Here is a 21,823-nt window from a genome sequence, read left to right as displayed (position 1 = left end):
CGAATGATTTATTCTTCAACAGAGATTGGTTCACGAATTGCACCAGTTGCAAAAGAATTTGATGTTAAAAAAATGATTCTTTTTGGATCATATGCTAGGGGAGAGGCATCTGAGGAAAGTGACATTGATTTTTTGTATCAACATGAAGGCTCAAAAGTTAAAGGCCTGATATCTGTGGAGCGCTTTCGACAGGCTCTTGAACAGGCACTGGGCAAGCGTGTGGATTTGATTTCGATGGAAAGTTTAGATGTGGCTTATAACCAAGAACATCGAAAGTTTATCGTCGACGGTATTCGATCAAATAAGGAGATTGTCTTTGGGTGAAAAACTAACGAATCGCCAGGCACTTTCGTTGATGCTTAAGTATATGGGGGAAGCGGACGAAGCGGCTTAGATGGCTGATTACGACTTTAAAAAATTTGTAAATAACTCAGTGTTTTATAATGCTATTTCAATGGCGTTGTTAAGCATTGGCGAGCTGGCAGCGCAATTATCAGAAGAGTTAAAGGCAGATACGGAGCGGCAAATTCCGTGGCCCTTTATAGCGGGAATGCGAAATCACTTTGCGCATGGTTATTGGGTCATGGATCCGATTGAAATATGGGACACATATCGTGAAGATATTCCAGATTTGCGTCAAACCGTTCAAAAGTTAGTGACAAGTGATTCTATGTATCTAGATGCACCTGCTAACGGCAGAACAAAAAAGTAAGAATAGTGTGCTCAAAGAAGTGGGTGGATAACTAATGCGGAATGTTCGTATTAGTTATCCACCTTTTTTGAACATTCTGTGAATTTGATTGCTTATCGCAATGCAACCGCTTACAATTAACCTTGTTAATAAATGAACAAATTCATTGATTCGGGGAGTAATAAACATGTCAGATAAATTAGTAATGGCCTTGGTAGGCTTCGGAAACAGTGCAAATCGTTATCACTTGCCATATTTGCTAGAGAACGAAAACGTGACAATTAAGACGATTTACACGCCATCATTGAACAAGCGACCTGCAGAACAGGATGCGTTGGTTGCGCGTGGTATTCAATTTACGGATGACTTGGATGCCGTGGTGAATGACCCAGAGATTCAATTTGTGTCAGTTATCACGCCGGCACCATCTCACTTTGAGTTGGCCAAGCGTTTGTTGGAAGCCGGTAAGAACGTGATGGTTGAAAAGCCATTCGTGACGTCAGTGGCCGAGGGGAAGGCATTGATTGAATTGGCGAACGAGAAGGGCTTGTTGATTACACCATTCCAAAATCGTCGCTTCGATGGTGAATTCATGGAGCTGCAATATGTGTTGGATCACGGCTTTATTGGGGAACCAATCGAATTCGAGTCACACTTCGATTACTTCCGTCCAGGGGCAGCTTCAAACCCAGGCACGCAAATTGATGGTGCCTTCTACGGTTATGGTGTGCACCCGTTGGACCAAATCATTAAGCTCTGGGGTAAGCCAGAAGCCGTGGCTTACGACATCAAGTCAGTCACAAATCCAGAAGGGGTTGACGATAACTTTGATGTGACATTGCACTATGGCAAGTTGCGCGCCAAGATTAAGACGAGTTTCTTGGTGGCAGACCAATATCCAAAGTACATTTTGCATGGCACGAATGGCTCATTCATTAAGTATGGTATGGATGCACAAGAAAATGATATCTTGGCTGGTATTTCACCATCAGAGCCTAATTTTGGGGCCGATAATCCAGATAACTACGGGAAGTTAACGTATATCAATGCGTATGGTGATCCAGTTGAACACAAGATGGAGACGCCACGTGGTAACTACGGCTTGATGTACCAAAACTGTGTCGACGTTATTTTGCATGGGGCTGAGAAGGAAGTAACGGACGAGCAAATTTTGACACAGTTGGAAATTTTGGACGCTGGCTTCAAGGCTGAAGGGCCACACATGCAATACTTTAACTAATTTGGGGATGACGATATGACAGATATTATTTTGGACTGTGATCCAGGCCATGAAGATTTCTTCGGTTTGATGTTGGCGTTGGCGAACACTGAGCAGGTAAACATTAAGGCAATTTCAACGACGGTTGCTTATCAGACCGTTGAAAATGTGCAACGCAATGCGATGAAGGCACTGACGTTATTGGGACGAACGGATATTCCGGTTGCACATGGCGCAACTAAGCCATTGGTTGAACCATTTGGGTTGGCCGATAACTGGCGTGAGTTCACTGGTCTGGACGGGGCGGACTTCCCAGAACCTGGGTTTGCGCCTTCAGAATTGTCAGGGATTGAGCTGATGGCCAAGACGTTGCGCGAAGCTGATGCACCAATGGTGATTGCGATTAGCGGTCCGGTGACGAATGTGGCGTTATTGCTGGCAGCGCACCCAGAATTACACAACAAGATTGAAAAGATTGTGTTGATGGGTGGTGCGATTAACACAGGTAATCGTTACCCAGGTGTGGAGTACAACTTTTCAATTGATCCGGAAGCCGCAAAAATCGTTGTGAATAGTGGTGTGCCGGTTGTGATGATTACCCGTGATTTGACGGAACAAGGTGTCATCACGGCTGAAACGGTTGCTAAGATGCGCGCGGTTGATAACCCAGTCGCGCAAGTCGCGGCAGATTTGATTGACCATTATGGCGATTACAGTGGAACGGCACCGGTGGTGTTAAACGACCCGGAAGTGATTGCGTACTTGATCGATCCTTCAATGTTTAGTGGGACTGATTACTATGTGGACGTTGAAACGCAGGGGCAGTTGACGCGTGGCCACTTGGTTGTTGACCAACACCATATGACGGGCAAGCAACCGAATGCGACGTTGATGACAACGTTAGATAACGACAAGTTTGTCGACCTAATCTTACGTTCGTTAACAGCCTATTAAGATGAAAACGCTATCCAAACTAGGATAGCGTTTTTTGTTTCGCTGGTGGTACACAATCCCGTATTTTTTGTAAGCAAAATTCCCTAAATTCATACTCTGTTCACAATTCGGACTTAAAATGTTTTTTACAAAGAGTAAGAGATATATATAGGGTTCGAGAATAATGCGACAATTTAGTATGAATAAGGATAACTTCGAAGTGAAGTCTCACTACAAGATGTACAAGGCCGGAAAGCGCTGGGTAGTCGCTGGTATGGCCACGATTTCACTGTTGGGTGGCTTGATGATGGCTTCTGGGGATGCATCAGCGGATGAGGTAGATTCGTCTGTTGCACCAGTAGCTGACAGCCAAGCGCCAGCTGCGACAACTAATAACGCCACAACGAATTCAGTTGTGTTAGGTGCAAGTGCAACGCCAGCACCTGCTTCTTCAGTGAGCGCTGAAGTTTCTGCTACGTCAGAATCATCAGTCGTAAGTAGCGTCGTTGTTTCATCTTCAGTAGCAAGCTCAGTTGTGACTGAGTCAGTTTCATCAACAGCATCATCAGTGTCTGTTGCAGTGTCATCAGACGCTTCTTCAGTTGCGTCACAATCATTGGCAAGTAGCGTGGTTGTGCCAGCTGATGCGGTGACGGTTAAAGACACGGAGAGTGAAAAGGCGTATGCATTGGGAACAACGCCAGATGCAGAGACAACGACACCGGACTCAGCGGTGACTGCTGTACAAATGAATGCAGCTTACACGTCTTCAACAAAGGCAAAGTCAGCATCTGTACCAGCCGTTTCAACGTCGGGTACGATTGCAGCTTCTTCATACATTAAGACGGATTCTGCACAAAACCACACGTCATTTTCATATAATGGATCATCGCAAGTTAATAATTACTTTAACCAAACGGGTGATATCACGAATTTGTCTGACGTTGATGTGACGAATTCAAGTTTTAGGTCAGGTGCGTACAGCATGGTCGGGGTGACCTCACAATCTGCCTATGATTCATCATTAGCATCGTCTAGAAACTACTACACCAGTTATTACACTAGTTATTACAAGGCTACGAATAAAAGTATAACTAGCTCTAGCTTGACTACGTCGGTTAGTGCGGCGGTGTCTGCAGCGATGTCAGGTAAGCCAGACTACAATGATATTCCAAGTAGTGTTTCGAATGCCATTAAGACGGCCAACTCAGTTGCAAATAAGGTATTACCATCTCAATCAAAGACAGATGACATTGATTGGAAGGCGTTAGTTCCGGAAGTTAAAAATGAAGGTGGGACGCTTTCGTATCAGTCACAATTGGACGTTCTAAAGGGGTTCGAAATTAAAGGTGGCTACCGTCTTGTAAGCATTGACCAAACCACAGGTGCCGTAAGAGCATCTACGTCAGTAACTGGGGCACAAGCTGTTGGTGTTGTAATGGCTCCCGTACAGCCAACTGTTATGGGAACGCCTTCAATCGCTGGTTCGAATTCATTGAATAATAATGATGCCATTGCAACGATTAAGAATGCTGTTATTGCCGGCCGAGATATGTATGTCAATAACGCGGGAGATGTTAATTCACTGTTGGTACATATTCGTCAGACGAATGATGGCGGATATTTGGCTGGTGGTAAGAACGGTGCTGGTACTGCTGGTACGACCGATGCAGGGTATGCATGGGCAACTGAAGCAAATGGATCTAGTGTTGCGAAAACCACTAATACATCAAATACCGCTGATATGACTGATGGAACAAAGAGCGCGGCACAAGGCGATATGTACAAGGGTGTGTACTTCGACTACAAGTGGGAAAATCCTACTTTGAATGCAGATGGGACTGTAACGGCAAAGCTGACATACACTGAATACTCAGATTCAGCTATGACGAAGGTAATTGGAACTGTCACCAACACATTGACTGTCGATCGCTACATGGCAGTTGGGCTGTATGCTGCGAATGGTGGTAACGGAAATTCATTCTTCGGTGGTATCTCATACTTCCAAGGAACAAACGCCACGGCTGACGTCAATGTTAGCTACAAATTCGGCAAGAATGATGACACATTGTTGCCGGATACTAAGGTTAACGCCGTTGTTGGTGAAAAGATTAAGATTACTGACGCAAAGACAACGTTGAGCGCAGACTCAGGAATGAGTGTTACGTACGTTGCACCTGACGTACCTGGTTTCAAGATCGATCCATCAAGTGTGATGAGTGCCATCGCTGGTTCAGGCGACTTGGCAATTAAGTATGTTGTTAACCAAGATGACTTTACTGACCAAGTGACGAATGCCAAGACGGCGTTGCAGGCTATCGACGATTCTATCGCTGATTTGCAAGCGATGATTGATAAGGATCCTTCATCAATCGACGTGCAGTCTGTTTTGACAAAGATGCAAGATATTCGCAAGCAAGCAGTTGATAAGATTGCTGCATTGCAAACAATCGCCGATGGTTCAGTAGATTTGACGACGGTTGCTGATGTGCAAGATGCATTGCAAAAGATTATGCAAGGTGCTAATGATGTGTCAGCATTGGCTACTGACGCATCAAACCAAATCGATTTGGCGAAGGAAATTACAAAGAACTCTGTTTCAATCAACAAAAACATTTCTGATGACACTGACGTAATGACTGCTAAGAGCAAGATCAATGAAGATATTGCAAGTGGTCAAACGGCTGAAGATATCGCCAATGATAAGGTTGATTTGGAGAACAAGGTTGGGATCGCAACACAAAATCGTAAGGATGCCATTACAACAGCTGATACAGCGGTTGCTGCAAACACGGTTAAGAACGCTTTGGTTGATGGCGCCAAGTCAGCTTTGTCAGTTTTGACAGGTGAGTCAGATCCGAAGGACGATTCACACACGAAGACGGACATTAATGCAGGTGTAAAAAACTTGGCTAAGGTATCAGCAGTTGATGTGCCTAAGAGTGTGATGAACGTGCAAGACGTGATTGATGCAATTGCCAAGGTAACTGACCTGTTAACAAAGGATCCTACTAACACGGCTGCAATTGACCAAGCATTGCAAGGATTGAAGGATAAGATTACTCAAGCCAAGCAAGCGGTTGCCAGCGCTGGTTCAGCTGCATCAGCTGTTGCGAATGCAAAGACACCGGTTAATGTTAGTGATCAGGACCAAACGGCTTTGGACAAAGCTAAGCAACACTTGCAGGCAGTTGTTGATAATACTGACTCAACGACTGACGATATTGCGAAGGCACAACAAGCAGTTACTGATGAGTTGAAGAAGTTAACGGATGCGCGTGATGCTGAAATCGTTAAGGGAAAGACGGTTGCTGCAACAAAGGTACCTGATAACGCGACTGATCAAACTGCAGCCATTACGCAATTGCAAAAAGATCAAAACGATTTGACGACCATTATTAATAATGGCGATAGTACGTTGACACAAATTCAAGAAGCTGAGCAAAAAGTAGCGACTGATTTGAGTTCAATGGCGGATGTTGTGACGAAGGCCAAGACTGACGCGAACAAGATTGTGACTGACTGGAGTAACAATTCTAAGCTTTATACTGACCAGACTGATGCTTTGGCGACGATTCAAGGTGATATCGATCACTTGAATTCGGTTATGAAGAATGGTGCTTCAACGGCTAGCGACATTACCGACGCACAAACGCAACTGCAAAACGACATCAAGAAGGTGACTGACGCCCGTAATGGTTCAGTTGCTAATGGTAATGACGTGGTTACAGGATTGACTGACCAACAAAAGAAGGATGCGTTGGTTTCAAATTCACTTGATGAGTTGAATACAGCAATTGCTGGCGGTACAAAGTCAGCGATTGATACGGCAATTGATAAGGTGAAGACGGCTGTCGACACAATGATTGATGCAGACATCAACGACGTACCAGCTGTTATGACGGCTAAGCAGAAGATTGCTGATTTGCTACAGGGTAACACGGTTGATATGGACGAGGTTGCTAAGGCAACGAGTGCATTGAAGCAAGTAGCCCAACAAGCTACCGATGATTTGGCGGCAAAGAAGCAAGATGCGGCTAAGGCTAAGATTCCTGCAAACTTGCAGGATCAATTTGGCAAGTTGGACGCGGATACACAAAAGCAACTGACTGACGAAGTTGCCGATTTGACGACGGCCGCGGCTAAGGACGGCGTGAAGGTATCTGAGTTGCAACCTAAGTTGGACCAATTGCAACATGATTTGGCAGATATGCAAAAGAACTTGCAAACGGCTAAGAATGCTGCACAAGCTGTGGCAGATACCGCAACACCAACGAACGTGGCTGATCAAGCAATTGCAGGTTCAGCGTATGACACTGCCAAGACAGCGTTGGAGAATACGTTAAAGAATGACAATGCAACGGCGTCAGACTTAGATGCTGCACAAGCTGCTGTAACCAAGGCTTTGCAAGATATGCAAGACAATGTGACAACGGCTAAGCAACAAGTGACGGATGTCGCCAACGATTGGGCTAAGGAAGCTGATAAGTTCACAGACCAAGATACGTCAGCTGTTAAGCAGGCGTTGACTGATTTGGCGGAACTGCCAGCTGATGCCACGCAAGCTGACTACACTCGCGTAAAGACGGCTCTTGATACGGCCAAGAAGGCGGTTGAAAAGGTTCGCGACGATGCTGTTAAGAATGGTAATACGGTTGCCGGTAGTGTTACTAAAGATCAAGCAAATGATAAATTAGTATCAGATTCACTTGGTGAGTTAACGACTGCGATTAACGGTGGCACGGCGGCACAAATTAATACGGCGGCAGAGAAGGTTAAGACGGCAGTTAACACAATTGTTGATTCAGATATTAACGATGTGCCAGCCGTTGTGACTGCTAAGCAGAAAATTGTTGATTTGTTGAACAAGAGTCAATTGGATGACAAGGCAATTGCTGATGCGATGACTGATTTGCAAGGTGCTGTTGCGCAAGCTGATAAGGATTTGCAAACGGCTAAGGACAACGCGACTGTCGAAGAACCAGCAAACTTGGATGATCAAATCAAGAAGTTGGCCCCAGCTGACCAAGACAAGTTGGCAACGGCTGTTGCTAACTTGAAGGATTTGACTGATCCTAAGAACGACGGCACAACGAAGGCCTCTGATATTAAGGCACAACAAGATATCGTTGACGGTATTTTGGCACCATTGCAAGAGGCGCGTAAGACAGCTGTGCAAGATGCAACGACCGTGGCAACGGCTGATGTACCTGCTAACATTACTGATCAAGCTAAGAATTCAACGCTGCAAGCTGACAAGGATGACTTGCAGAAGATTGTAGCCGATGATAAGTCAACATTGGCTGATATTCAAAAGGCGCAACAAAAGGTTGCCGATGATATCAAGGCGATGACGGACAAGGTTAATGATGCAAAGTCAGCTGGAAATAGCGCTATCAACAAGTGGAACACGGCAGATAATGTTGCTAAGTACACGGACCAAGATGAAACAATCAAGGATGATATTGCAACGTTGACTGGTTTGACGTCAGCTGACAACAAGACGGCTACCCAATCAGATATTGATGGTGCCCGTCAGAAGTTGCAACACGACATTGAAGTTGCCGAGGGAAAGCGTCAAGCTTCTGTAAGTACGGCTGACGCGGCTGTAACAGCAGTAACCCATGCGACGGATGATGACGTTAAGGCGCGCATCGACGCCGTGAAGTCAGCCGAAGAAACTGGCACGAAGGCGGCAATTGACGAAGCGGTTGCTAAGCTACAAGTAGCTGACGAAACTGTGGTGGCAAAGAATATTGCTGATGACAAGGGGGTTGCTGGTGCCAAGCAGGCAGTTGATGCTGCATTGGACGCAAATCCATATGATCAAGCCAAGGTTGATACGGCAAAGAATAATTACGATGACGCGGTCAAGCAAGCCGAAAGCAAGCTAGACGCTGCTAAGAAGCAAGCCACTGTTGAAGAGCCAGCTAACTTACTTGACCAAATCGGTAAGTTGCCAAAGGATGACCAAGACAAGTTGGCTACGGCAGTTGCTAACTTGAAGAACTTGACTGATCCTGCTAACAACGACACGACGAAGGTTTCAGACATCAAGGCACAACAAGATATCGTTGATGGTATTTTGAAGGCTTTGCAAGAAAACCGTCAAAATGCTATCGACACGGCTAACACGACGGTGAAGGCTACGGTACCAACCAACATTGCTGACCAAGCTGATAAGTCAACATTGCAAGCTGACAAGGATAACTTGCAGCAGGTTGTAGCTGATGACAAGTCAACGTTAGATGATATCCAAAAGGCGCAACAAAAGGTTGATGGCGACGTTGCAGACATGATCAAGAAGGTCGCAGAAGCAAAGACGGCTGGTAAGCAAGATGTTGCTGCCTGGACGGACCCTAAGAATGTGGCCAAGTATACTGATCAAGATACAAAGGCCATTAACGACGACGTTAAGGCATTGAACGATTTGACAGCAGCTGATAACACAACTGCAACGCAAAAGGCCATTAATGATGCTCGTCAAAAGTTGGCGGATGATATTGCGATTGTTGAGCAAAAGCGTCAAGACGCGGTTGACGAAGGAAATAAGGAAATCGACAAGGCCCAACCAAACGTTAATCTTGATAAAGAGGTTGAATTGACGGTTGACGGTTTGAAGCAAGCGATTGCTGAAGGCACGCAGACGAAGATTGAAGAAGCAATTAAGAAGGTTCAAACGGCCGTTGATACGATGGTTGCCACCAATGTTTCTGACTCGGATGCTGTTAATACTGCCAAGAAGGCTGTGAACGATGCTTTGAATGAAACGGACTTGAACACAGATACGTTGAACAAAGCACTTGGTGATTTGGACAAGGCTGTGTCTGATGCTAAGTCTGCGTTGGCAACTGCCAAGGGTAAGGCAACTGTTGCTGAGCCAGTTAACTTGGACGACCAAATCAAGCAATTGTCAAAGAATGACCAAGATACGTTGGCAACGGCGGTTGCGAAGTTGAAGGATTTGACTGATCCGGAGAACAACGCAACGACTAAGGCTTCAGACATCAAGGCACAACAAGATATCGTTGATGGTATCTTGAAGCCATTGCAGAAGAATCGTGAAGAAGCGGTTACTGAGGCAAATGGGATTGCAACGGCTGACGTACCAACGAACATCACTGACCAAGCAGATGCAGCTGGTGCAACGTTGAAGGACGATAAGGCTGCATTGCAGACGGCAGCCGCTGACGATTCTAAGACGTTGGCTGATATCAAGAAGGCCCAACAGAAGGTTACTGATGACATTACGGCGATGACAAAGAATGTCACGGTCGCTAAGGACGCTGGTAACAAGGTTGTAACGAACTGGTCTGACGACGCGAATGTTGCCAAGTATGTTAATCAAGATACGACAAAGGTCGATGCTGATATCAAGCACTTGCAAGAATTGACGTCATCTGATGAAGCAACACAGACGGCCATTGATGATGCTCGCAAGCAATTGGAAGCAGATATCAAGACGGTTGCGCAAGCACGTCAAACGGTTGTCGATGCGGCTGATAAGGTGATCGCGACTGTGAATAAGGGTGATAACGCCGCCAACCAGGACGTTAAGGACCGTATTCAAGCGGTGAAGGATGCCGAGTCAGCCAAGGGTACAGCTGCGATCGATGAAGCTGTTTCAAAGTTGCAAAACGCAAATGACACCGTTGTACCAGCTAACGTTGCTGATGTTGACGGGGTGACGACTGCTAAGCAAGCAGTTGATGATGCTTTGAATGCAACGTCATATGACCCAACGACGGCAGCGCAAAAGGTCGCAGATTACAAGAAGGCTGTTGCAACGGCGAAGGATGCCTTAAAGCAGGTGACCGACGCTGTGGCGGGTATCAAGGTACCAGCCAACTTGCAAGATCAAGTTGCCATGGACAAGAAGAACAAGTTGGGCGATTTGACACAACAAGTGACTGACTTGCAAAACTTGGCAAAGCAATCTGATACGACCGCATCTGCACTTCAGCCCAACTTGACAGACGTGAACAATCGTTTGGCGGACATGACAAAGAAGTTGGCTGGCGTGCAAGCTGATGGGGCTAAGTTGGTTGACCAATTTGCGAATGCAACTGACGATAACGTTGTTAAGGCCCGTAAGCAGTTGTCAACATTGTTGGCAAGCGACGATGCCACAATGACGGATATTCAAAATGCGATGAACGTTTTGAAGGCCACGTCAGCCCCAGCTAACAACAAGCCGGTTGAGAAGCAAGAAGTGCCAGTAACGAATGGTCAAGTGTCCGTTCCGGTTGCAAATGGTGATGGTGCCTTTGTGATTGTGACGGATGCTAATGGTAAGCAAAAGGTTGTGCAATTGGACACGGTCGATGGTAAGGCCTCAGCCGATGTTTCAGGTGCTAAGAACGCCCAAGTTGTGACGGTGCCTAAGCACGGTGACAAGCCATTTATCTTTGTGACAGATGGTTCTGGAACCGCCCAATACACTGAATTGACGCCAGATGGTGCCAAGACGACGATTACGCCAGATGGTACGAAGACGGAAACGTCAACGGGTGCAACAATTGATGTGCCAGCAGGTAGTGATGTCTCAGTCATCTACTTACCAACGGCTGATATTTCAGTCCAAGCAGGTGCTAAGAACATTGATGTGCCAGTTAAGACGGGTTATACAGCGACGGTAACGGATGCGAATGGTAACGTTGTGAAGATGGCGGACGGTTCAACGATTAACGTTGAAGGTGTGCCAGCCGGTACGAACTATTTGGTAACGTACACGCCAGATCCTGCCAAGGTTGTGGTGAAGTTGGGAACGGAATCAGGCTTTAAGCAAGGTGAAGCCCCAGCAACTGGTAACAAGAATGCCCAAAAGTTAACAACTGTTTCGGATGCGTTGGCTAAGTTACAACAAGATGAAAAGGTATCAGCGGCAATCGTATCAACAGGTTACACGGATACGAAGGTTAACGTTTCGAATGCATTGGCTGAAATGAACAAGGTTGATGAAAACTTGGACATTGATGGTTATGCGCACCGTGTTGTGGCTCCAGATGGTAAGGAATATGCCTCACTTGAAGATGCCGTGAAGGCGAACCCGACCTTTGCAGCCGGCACGACGCAAATGAAGGTTATTTATGCCCCATTGGATGGTCAAAAGATTCAAGTTAAGGACGTATCTGGTAAGGTACTTGGTACGGTAACTGGTAAGTCTGACGCTGAAATCAACGTCAATGACTTTGCGCCAATCGATGCTGTGCTAAAGCAAACCGCTAAGAAGGATAACTTGAAGATTACGGTGACGGCCCCAGATGGTACGACGTATGATTCTTTGTCAGCTGCGTTGGCAGCAACTGGTTACTTTGACCACATTGGTTTGCAAAACGGGGTCTCAAGCTTCGATGCTGACACGGCTGAGCCTGAAATGGTGCCGGTATATGATGAAAACGGTAATGTCATTGGATACTCACAGGTTCTTGCTGAAGCAGCATCACCAAATGACATGAACATTCAAGACTTTGTGGTGTCATATACGCCAGCAATCGACGATACGGCGGTTTCAGTTGACGGTAACCATTACTACAACAACACGTCGAACAAGGAAATGTCAGATAATGACGTCGACAACACGGTTAATAATTTGCACAATATGTTAGAAAACGGTGCGAAGTCTGGTATCGCCAATGCAATTAACAAGGTTAAGACGGCCATTGATCAATCGGTTGCCGTTAACGTTGCCGATTCAGGTGATGTGCAGAAGGCTAAGCAAGTAATTAATGATATTTTGAATAGTGATAATGTTGATACAGGTAAGCTAAAGCAAGCTATTAGCGGTTTGGCAACGGCGGTTGCACAAGCAAAGCAAGCTTTGGCTGATACGAAGGCGAGTGCCGATGCTGATGGTAAGAATTGGCAAACGGTTTCACCTAAGTATGCTGATCAAAATACGTAAGCTATTCAAAATGATTTGAAAAAGTTGCATGACCTGACGTCAGTTGACAACACGACAGCAACCAAGACTGACATTGAGCAAGCGCGTAAGCAATTGCAAGATGATATCAAGAAGGTTGATGATGTGCGCCAAGCTTCAGTTAAGTCAGCAGATGCTGCCGTTGCGACGGTAAAGAACGGTGCAAATGATGACGTTAAGAACCGCATCGCAGCCGTTAAGGCAGCTGAGGAAACTGGTACGAAGTCAGCGATTGATGAAGCAGTTGCTAAGTTGCAAACAGCAGATGCAACTGTTGTACCAGCGAATGTGGCTGATGATGCGGCGGTGGTTGCAGCTAAGCGTGCGGTTGATGACGCATTGAATGCTAAGACGTATGTGCCTGGTGATGTTGCCAAGGCTAAGCAAGCTTACGAGCAAGCGGTTGCAAATGCACAAGCAACGTTGCGTGCGGTTGTTGACCAAGCCAATGCCATTAAGGTACCAGCAAACTTGCAAAACAATGCTGGTGACTTAATTCAAATGGTGACGGACTTGCAAGACCTAGCTAATCAAACTGATACAACTGTTTCAGAATTGCGTACGGCTTTGACGGCGGTGCAAAACCGTTTGGCGGAGTTGAATGCAATGAACCATGGTGGCGTTGTTGATGGTCGTCAAGGTGAGACAATTGTGAACACGAACGTACCGGCTACTAAGGTAACTGTGGCTGAACATCACGATAGTGTTAATACGTCTCGTGCGACTGCTGTGGCAGCAAGTAAGATGTCAGTTGCTAAGGGTGCTGTTGTGACAAAGATGGTGCAAAACGGTGTGACAACGACGACTGCTAAGCAAGCGGAAACGCGTGGTAACAAGGCGACTGTTGCGTTGCGTAACGGTGCAAGTGTTGCCAAAGCTGACAATCAAGTTGTTGCAACAACTGCCAATGCACCAAAGACTGATGCTGATCGTATTCATGATATGTTGGATGACGCTAAGGTTAACAAGGCATCAATTAACATGACTGAAAATGCATCGGAAAACTACATTGGCATTATCATTGCTAGCTTGATGGTTGCTGGTATGTTTGGACTTTTGGCAGCGTTCTGGCGTCGTCAAAAGGAAAACGAAAAAGAATTCCAAGCGCGCATTAATGGTGATAAGTAGTTAACTATTGCAGGTGTTAATAGTTAACACCTTGCCTAGACAAAATCCCCCACTTCCGTATAATTTGCGGTTGTGGGGGATTTTTTGTATGGGAATTTTAATTGGGAAGCGTAAATTTGGGTGATTGAGTAATGAAAAGTATGACAGTACGGTTCACGGCCGATGAAGTGCTGATTGGGCGCCACGAAAAATTGGCCTGGGACAATCAAAGCGTGTTGGGGATGTACCATACGGTGACGGCGACGCTACAAGAAATCACAGGTGTCGATCGGATTAATTTGGTAAACGATGGCCTGCAACAAGCGTGTCCAATGCGTTGGAAAATCGTTACGGAGATTTGGGTACACGCTTGGATTGTCCGTTGTAATTTAAATATCGCGGTGCGCGGTCTAGATAATGGACAACTCCATGAGACGGTGCTGTGGACCCGACGGACAAGTAATGCAATTGCACCAGCTGTTGCGCCAAACGTGCTACCAGATTGGTCACTGATGATTGATGGGGAACGGTTGCCGATTGTGCCGCAGGATAATAATCCGTGGTTGACGGTTGAGGATATGCGGTGGGGATGTCAGCTGACGAATTTTGCCTACGAAATGCGACATCACGATTATTTGGATGTGCAAATTAGCACGGTACGCGAGTTTGAAGATAATAGTGATGTCGCGAAGCGTTTAACGATTGCTGGTAACCATCATGTTGTTGTCACACTCCCACTGGCGTTAATTGATGACATTGTGACGACCGGACGTTTGTCACGGGCGCATGGTCGACTAGTTGTCTCGCAACAGGTAACGCCAGAACGTCCGCTGAAAATCAGCTACTATCTAGATGGACGAACCGGACTGTCGTTTGAACAAGTCGCGCTCCAAAAGCGGGCGCGCTGGCAAACCTTTTGGGCACGTACAGATGTGCAAATTAGTGCGGATCATAATTGGCAACGAAACATCCGCTGGGCACTGTATCGTACTCGGTTGCAATTAGGGGAACAAAAACTTTATGAGTTGTTGTTACAACCAGCAACCGACTTAACGGGGCGTTTGCATAATTTAACTAACGAAACGGATTTAGAAGAACGGCTAACCGGCTTCTTAAGTTGGCTAACCGGTGGCTGCGTCATTAATAACGAACTTTGTTTAACATGCCAGCCAAAACTACCAGCAGTCGGCACAATTGCCTGGACGCTGCAAAATGAACACTTAAACATCCGGTGTTTGGCTGATAGCACGCGACTCCGCATCCGCCCAGATGCACCACTCTGCGTCCAAACCGGCAGTGAATGTATCAAGTGTCCAAGACAACGCCTAACAACAATCGTCACGCGATAAATAAAAGCCAGGTTCAAAAAAACGCGCCTGGCTTTTGGTGTATCTATGCTTATCAAACCAACAGAGAATAGCTCGGCTGCTGGCGTGGTGGGTGGGGTGTGACGGAGCGATCGGCCGGGGTGAACTCACAAGTTCGGCCGACCGCCGGTTAGCTAAGGCGAACGGACCCTGACCCTTCGTCCAATTATTTGGGCACTAGCCGGTGCTCGTGCCGGCGGAGTTCACCCCGGCTAATCTTTGTCGGAGGCACACCCCACCCACCACGCCTCGTGCGCAAGCACGACAAAAAATCCATCAAAAATAGTAGTCGAAACCGCGAAATCCAGTTAACAGTAGAGTAGAATAATAACTATATACGATATGTAACAAAAACCTTTACAAAACTGCAGTGTGACATTTACAAAAGTTAGAGATAATAGTCTACAGTAGCAGAAGAATATTAGGAGGCGTTCATTATGAAGCGCAGTTGGTTGATAAGTGCCGCAATCGTCGTGGTTGTAGGCGGCCTATTAGCTTTGGGATACACAACGCGAGAGAAAAACGGCAGTGTGAATATCACCGCCGTCGGGTCAACCGCGTTGCAACCGCTAGTTGAAGCAGCTGGAGAAGATTATGCTGCGAAGAACATGGGCGTGTTTGTTAACGTGCAAGGTGGTGGAACAGGTACCGGTTTGGCACAGGTTCAGCAAGGTGCCGTCGACTTGGGTAACTCAGATATGTTTGCCGAAGAAAAAGACGGTATCAAAGCCGATCAGTTGATTGACCACAAGGTAGCGGTTGTTGGCATCGCACCAATGGTTAACAAGCAAGCCAATATTAAAAATCTAACGCAAGACCAATTAATTGCGATTTTCACGAAGAAGGTCACAAATTGGAAAGAAGTCGGTGGTGCTGATTTGCCAATCGTTTTGGTAAATCGTGTGTCAGGTTCAGGAACCCGTGCAACTTTTGAAAAGTGGGGCTTGAAGGGGGCCGAGTCAGCTGACGCGCAAGAACAAGATTCATCAGGAATGGTACGTTCGATTGTCTCAACGACGCCGGGTGCCGTTTCATACGCGGCATTTGCCTACTTGGACAAGACGGTCTCAGTACCAACCTTGAATGGTGTGAAGGCCGATGATGACAACGTGAAGGACGGCAAGTGGCCAATCTGGTCATATGAGCACGTCTACACAAAGGGCAAGCCAACTAAGGATGTCCAAGCGTTCTTGGATTTCATCGATTCAAAGCACATTCAAACGACACTAGTTCCACAATTGGGCTACATTGCCATTCACGATATGGAAATTTCACGTGACGTGAACGGAAAGATTACATCTGAAAATTAAGGAGTGTGGGCACATGGATAACATCCGTGAATCACTATTGAAACAATCAGCCGCAACCCGCAAGGATCGCTTTGGACGTTATATTTCACTAGCAGCTTTGCTATTGATTGTTGTGGTTGTGTTATCAATTTTCTGGTTCGTTGCTTCAAAAGGTTTGGCAACGTTCTTTGCAAATAAAGTTAACCTATGGGATTTTCTAACAGGCACTAAGTGGGCACCTGGTCAAAAGGATGCCAACGGTCACCCATTTGTCGGTGCTGCACCGATGATTGTCGGTTCATTTTTGGTTACGTTGATTTCGGCTTTGATTGCCACACCATTTGCCATTGGAACCGCCGTCTTTATGACTGAAATCTCACCCAAGCGTGGTGCGAAAATTTTGGGACCTGTGACGGAATTGTTGGTTGGTATTCCATCCGTTGTTTATGGATTTATTGGTTTGTCAGTCATCGTACCAGTGATGCGTCATTTGTTTGGCGGTTCTGGGTTCGGAATTTTGGCCGGTGCCATGGTGTTGTTCGTCATGATTTTGCCTACGGTCACATCAATGACGGTTGATACGTTGAAGTCAGTACCACGTCACTACCGCGAGTCATCATTGGCCTTAGGCGCAACCCGCTGGCAAATGATTTACAAGGTAATCTTGCGTGCAGCAACGCCTGGTATTTTGACAGCCGTAGTCTTCGGTATGGCCCGTGCCTTTGGTGAAGCCTTGGCTGTTCAAATGGTTGTCGGTAATGCGGCATTGATGCCACAGAATTTGACATCACCAGCCGCCACATTGACGTCAGTCTTGACGCAAGGAATTGGAAACACGGTTATGGGATCACTCGAAAATAACGCGTTGTGGAGTTTGGCATTGATCTTGTTGTTGATGTCATTGGTCTTCAATTCAGTTATCCGTGCAATTGCTAAGAAGGGAGCCATGTAAGATGTTGAATCCAAAGCAAGCAGATAAGATTGCAAGCGCCATTCTTTATGCGATTGCAGGCTTTGTAATTTTGATTTTGGCAGCACTGCTTGGTTATATTTTGTACCAAGGTGTACCACATTTGTCATGGCACTTTTTGACGGCGCCTGCGACAGCCTTTACTGCCGGTGGTGGTATCGGTATCCAACTATTTAATTCGCTATACTTGTTGGTTATTACGATGTTAATTTCTTTCCCAATTGCATTGGGCGCTGGCATTTACTTGAATGAGTATGCTAACAAGAAGAGTCGTGCAACCGCTTTGATTCGCACGGCCATTGAAATTTTGTCATCACTTCCTTCGGTGGTCGTGGGGTTGTTTGGTTTCTTGTTGTTCGTTGTGCAATTCAAACTTGGCTTCTCAATTTTGTCAGGTGCGATTTCACTAACGTTCTTCAACCTACCATTGCTAACACGTTCCGTTGAAGAGTCATTGCGAACGATTCCTGATTTGCAACGTGAAGCTGGTGCGGCCCTCGGCTTGTCACGTTGGGAGACGGTTGGTCACATTATTTTGCCAGCTGCCTTGCCATCGATCGTGACCGGTGTGGTTTTGTCAGCAGGTCGTGTGTTCGGTGAAGCCGCCGCATTGATTTACACAGCTGGACAATCAGCACCAGCTTTGGACTTTACGGATTGGAACCCATTCAACGTTTCATCTCCATTGAACATTATGCGTCCCGCCGAAACGTTGGCGGTGCACATTTGGAAGGTTAATTCAGAAGGTATCATGCCTGATGCGGCTGCCGTATCCGCTGGATCATCTGCTGTTTTGATCATCGCTGTCTTGTTGTTCAACTTCTTTGCTCGTTACTTGAGTGGAGTTTTGTTCAAGCGTTTGACGGCAACGAAGTAAGAAAGAGGACATTTGTCATGGCTGAAGAGCAACATTTAATTTTTGACGAGGAACAACCAGAGCGCTACGTCTACGATATGGACGAAACGAAGCACGAAGTTGCCTTGTCAACAAAGGACTTGCAAGTGTTCTACGGCGACAAGTTGGCCTTGCAAGATGCCGATTTGAAGTTTGAACGCTACAAGATTACCTCATTGATTGGGGCATCTGGTTCAGGTAAGTCAACGTTCCTGCGTTCGTTGAACCGCATGAACGACTCAGTGGCGACGGTTAAGGGAAACATTATGTACCGTGGCTTGGATATCAACTCACAAGATATCGATGTCTATGAGATGCGTAAGCACATCGGCATGGTTTTCCAACGACCAAATCCATTCGCAAAGTCAATCTCAGATAACATCACATTCGCGTTGAAGCAACACGGCATGCGTGACAAGCAACAATTGGACGAAATTGTTGAAACGTCATTGCGTCAAGCTGCTTTGTGGGATGAAGTGAAGGACGACTTGGGTAAGTCAGCCTTGTCATTATCAGGTGGACAACAACAGCGTTTGGTTATTGCCCGCGCGATTGCCATGAATCCTGATATTTTGTTGATGGATGAACCATCATCAGCGTTGGATCCGATTTCTTCAGCGAAGATTGAAGATACATTGATGCAATTGAAGGAAAAGTACACGATTATTATCGTGACGCACAACATGCAACAAGCAGCACGTATTTCTGACTATACAGCGTTCTTTAATAGCGGTAAGTTGGTCGAATACGATTTGACACGTAAGATTTTCACACGTCCAAAGGTACAATTGACGATTGATTACGTGAACGGAAACTTTGGTTAAGAGAGGCATTATCAAATGGCAGAAAAAATTTTGACAACTGAAAACGTGCGTCTCTACTACGGTGAAAAAGAAGCGTTGCACGGCATCAATTTGGACTATGATAAGTTCGGTATTACGGCGTTGATTGGACCATCTGGTTCAGGTAAGTCAACGTACCTACGTGCTTTGAACCGTATGCACGATTTGACAGATAACGTGACGGTTAACGGCACGTTCCTGTTCAAGGGGCAAGATATCTACGCGCCATCTACCGACACGGTTGAATTGCGCAAGGACATCGGTATGGTGTTCCAACAACCGAACCCATTTCCATTCTCAATCTACGATAACGTGGCCTTTGGAATGCGCATCTCTGGTGAGAAGAATAAGGCGGTTTTGGATGAAATGGTTGAGACATCATTGAAGCAAGCAGCTATCTGGAATGAAGTGAAGGATGATTTGCACAAGTCAGCCTTGTCATTGTCAGGTGGACAACAACAACGTGTGTCAATCGCACGCGCTTTGGCCACATCACCAGAAATCTTGTTGTTGGATGAGCCAACGGCTGCATTGGACCCAGTGTCAGCCCACGCGGTTGAAAACACATTGATGCAGTTGCGTGATAAGTTAACGATGATTATCGTAACGCACTCAATGGCGCAAGCATCACGTATTTCTGATCGAACGGCCTTCTTTATGAACGGTGACTTGATTGAAGCGAATGACACAAAGAAGATGTTCTTGGATCCAGACAAGAAGGAGACCCAAGATTATATCTCAGGTCGCTTCGGATAGTCTGTGCTATACTAAACAAACAATTAACAGAAACGGGGAATTATCAGATGCGTCAATATTTTGATGAAGAACTAGCTGATTTGGACACGTCTTTTAAGGAAATGGGTTTGCTGGTTTCTGAGACGTTGGGTCGCGCGGTACAAGCTTTCTTGGACCACGACCGTGCCACGGCACAAGAAATTATCGATGGTGACAAGGCTATCAACCAACGCGAAATTGCTTTGGAAAAGAAGACTTTCGAAATGATTGCCTTGTACCAACCAGTGACGACTGATTTGCGTGAAATCGTAACGGTCTTAAAGGCCGTTTCAGTTTTGGAGCGAATTGGTGACAATGCACGAAACATTGCCCTTTCAACAATTCACGTGAAGGGTAACAAGCGTGTGGCAGCAATTGAAGAAAAGGTCGGTATGACCGGTTCAACAGTAGCCAAGATGGTGTCGGATGTGTTGGATTACTATGTGAATGACGATGCGGTTTCTGCTGAAGCGATTGCTGAAGTGGCGACGTCGGTATCAGATGTTACTGGTGAGATTCGTGAAATGGCGATCGAAGCCATGAAGTCAGACCCAGACTTGGTGACGGCCTCAACTGATTACTTGGTGGTTGCTGGTTACTTGAAGCGTACGTCAGACTACGTGACAGACATTGCGGAGTGGATTATCTACAAGCGCACGGGTAAAATTGTTGAATTGAACCCAGGAATGTCATCATTTATTTAAGCGATAAATTAAAAGAGCCGATGCTTGTGCATTGGCTCTTTTTGTGATTTTAGGTTAAACTTAATGTTGGCGAAATTAGTTTAACAGGAGGTCGGCATGAAAAAAGTCACGAAGGTCACCCGGCAACGGAAACCAGGACGTTATAACGTCTATTTGGATGATGAGTTTGCGTTGGCGGTTGATGAAAAAATCCTGATCAAATATAACTTATTCAAAGATACTGAGCTGTCTGATGAAGATCTCAAGAAAATTGAAGATGCGGAATTTGAACAGAAAGCCTATACGAAGGCGCTGGTCTATGCGACTGGCCGCATGCGTTCAAAAATGCAAGTTATTATCAAGCTAAAGGAAAATGAGTTTCCAGGCATCGTGATTGCGCATGTGATTGACCGGTTAGAGGCAGCAAATGTGATTGATGATGCTCGCTTTGCTGAAGAGTATGTCCGGAGTGCGATTCACTCGGGTAAATTGGGACCACGCGGTGTCAGGACTAAGCTGCAACAACTTGGGGTCGATAAGTATCTAATTGAAGATGCTTTGGTGGAATATGACGAAGAAGACCAAGTCGCGCAACTTGATGAAAAGGTTGAAAAGCTCATGCAGAAGTACGCTCGGCAGGCGCATTTTATGGCAGAGCAGAAAACCAAACAAAAACTGGCTCAACTGGGTTATGATAGTAAACTTGTTGTGGCAGCGCTGAAGCGTTATGAAGCAGAGAATGAAACCGACACAGACCAGGAGTGGGAGAACTTAGAGCGGGATGCGTCGTCAGCTGCCAATCGCTACCGCCAGTATGAGGGCTGGGAATTTAAGAAACGGGTAAAAGCCGCGATGTTTCGAAAAGGCTACGACTTGTCCCTTGTGGATAAGTGGATAAAGCAAAACGAGTCGGAAATGCAATAATATACAAATTAATGAATATGAAACTAACGCTCTGATTTGTTGTCAGGGCGTTTTTTGTTGGACTTTGTGAAAAGTGTGAAATATTGTACAAGATGTCCCGGGTTTGCAACAGAAAAGCTAACCAAAAGTAACCGTTCGTCTGATTTGTCATTTATAATTATTTCTAATTAGGTGGAATATAGGCCACTATCGATTATGAAAAAGAGA

14 protein-coding genes are annotated in these 21,823 nt (G+C 45.9%); all 14 read left to right on the top strand.

The window, feature by feature from the left end; all coding sequences use genetic code 11:
- The first annotated feature begins 3 nt into the window (after positions 1 to 3).
- The 14 genes from ACJ28U_RS09485 to ACJ28U_RS09420 all read left to right on the top strand — a co-directional run bounded on the left by ACJ28U_RS09485 (position 4) and on the right by ACJ28U_RS09420 (position 21,616).
- Positions 4 to 324 (top strand): nucleotidyltransferase family protein, encoded by a 321-nt coding sequence (locus tag ACJ28U_RS09485; protein ID WP_407619086.1) that lies wholly within the window; start codon positions 4 to 6, stop codon positions 322 to 324.
- A 70-nt stretch (positions 325 to 394) separates the two neighbouring features.
- A complete protein-coding gene (locus tag ACJ28U_RS09480) occupies positions 395 to 712 on the top strand; it encodes a DUF86 domain-containing protein (protein ID WP_407619085.1) in 318 nt (105 codons plus the stop codon).
- 166 nt (positions 713 to 878) lie between these two features.
- On the top strand, positions 879 to 1,931 hold the full coding sequence (locus tag ACJ28U_RS09475; RefSeq protein WP_099088428.1) for an oxidoreductase: 1,053 nt from the start codon (positions 879 to 881) through the stop codon (positions 1,929 to 1,931).
- Between the two features lie 15 nt (positions 1,932 to 1,946).
- Complete coding sequence (locus ACJ28U_RS09470) at positions 1,947 to 2,864, top strand: nucleoside hydrolase (protein WP_407619084.1); 918 nt, start codon at positions 1,947 to 1,949, stop codon at positions 2,862 to 2,864.
- A 163-nt stretch (positions 2,865 to 3,027) separates the two neighbouring features.
- The gene (locus tag ACJ28U_RS09465) at positions 3,028 to 12,747 is read left to right on the top strand and encodes a KxYKxGKxW signal peptide domain-containing protein (protein WP_407619083.1); all 9,720 of its coding nucleotides are present in this window, start codon (positions 3,028 to 3,030) and stop codon (positions 12,745 to 12,747) included.
- 15 nt (positions 12,748 to 12,762) lie between these two features.
- On the top strand, positions 12,763 to 13,893 hold the full coding sequence (locus ACJ28U_RS09460; RefSeq protein WP_407619082.1) for a hypothetical protein: 1,131 nt from the start codon (positions 12,763 to 12,765) through the stop codon (positions 13,891 to 13,893).
- 131 nt (positions 13,894 to 14,024) lie between these two features.
- Positions 14,025 to 15,221, top strand: coding sequence for a hypothetical protein (locus ACJ28U_RS09455; RefSeq protein ID WP_407619081.1), 1,197 nt, complete (start codon positions 14,025 to 14,027; stop codon positions 15,219 to 15,221).
- Between the two features lie 455 nt (positions 15,222 to 15,676).
- Positions 15,677 to 16,549, top strand: a complete 873-nt coding sequence (locus ACJ28U_RS09450) for a phosphate ABC transporter substrate-binding protein PstS family protein (protein ID WP_099088423.1) — start codon at positions 15,677 to 15,679, stop codon at positions 16,547 to 16,549.
- Between the two features lie 13 nt (positions 16,550 to 16,562).
- Complete coding sequence (gene pstC / locus ACJ28U_RS09445; protein WP_010373421.1) at positions 16,563 to 17,480, top strand: phosphate ABC transporter permease subunit PstC; 918 nt, start codon at positions 16,563 to 16,565, stop codon at positions 17,478 to 17,480.
- Positions 17,481 to 17,484: 4 nt separating this feature from the next.
- Complete coding sequence (gene pstA / locus ACJ28U_RS09440) at positions 17,485 to 18,375, top strand: phosphate ABC transporter permease PstA (protein ID WP_029237483.1); 891 nt, start codon at positions 17,485 to 17,487, stop codon at positions 18,373 to 18,375.
- A gap of 17 nt (positions 18,376 to 18,392) precedes the next feature.
- Complete coding sequence (pstB, locus tag ACJ28U_RS09435) at positions 18,393 to 19,217, top strand: phosphate ABC transporter ATP-binding protein PstB (protein WP_010373424.1); 825 nt, start codon at positions 18,393 to 18,395, stop codon at positions 19,215 to 19,217.
- Positions 19,218 to 19,232: 15 nt separating this feature from the next.
- Positions 19,233 to 19,991, top strand: coding sequence for a phosphate ABC transporter ATP-binding protein PstB (pstB, locus tag ACJ28U_RS09430; protein ID WP_010373426.1), 759 nt, complete (start codon positions 19,233 to 19,235; stop codon positions 19,989 to 19,991).
- A gap of 47 nt (positions 19,992 to 20,038) precedes the next feature.
- Entirely contained in the window at positions 20,039 to 20,713 is a 675-nt protein-coding gene (gene phoU / locus ACJ28U_RS09425; protein ID WP_099088422.1) for a phosphate signaling complex protein PhoU, read from the top strand.
- 96 nt (positions 20,714 to 20,809) lie between these two features.
- Complete coding sequence (locus ACJ28U_RS09420; RefSeq protein ID WP_407619080.1) at positions 20,810 to 21,616, top strand: RecX family transcriptional regulator; 807 nt, start codon at positions 20,810 to 20,812, stop codon at positions 21,614 to 21,616.
- Positions 21,617 to 21,823: the final 207 nt, after the last annotated feature.

It is taken from the genome of Weissella sp. MSCH1, assembly GCF_045799135.1.
GTDB lineage: Bacteria > Bacillota > Bacilli > Lactobacillales > Lactobacillaceae > Weissella.
Note: the sequence above shows the minus strand (reverse complement) of the source record. Positions and strands in the feature narration are given on the sequence as shown.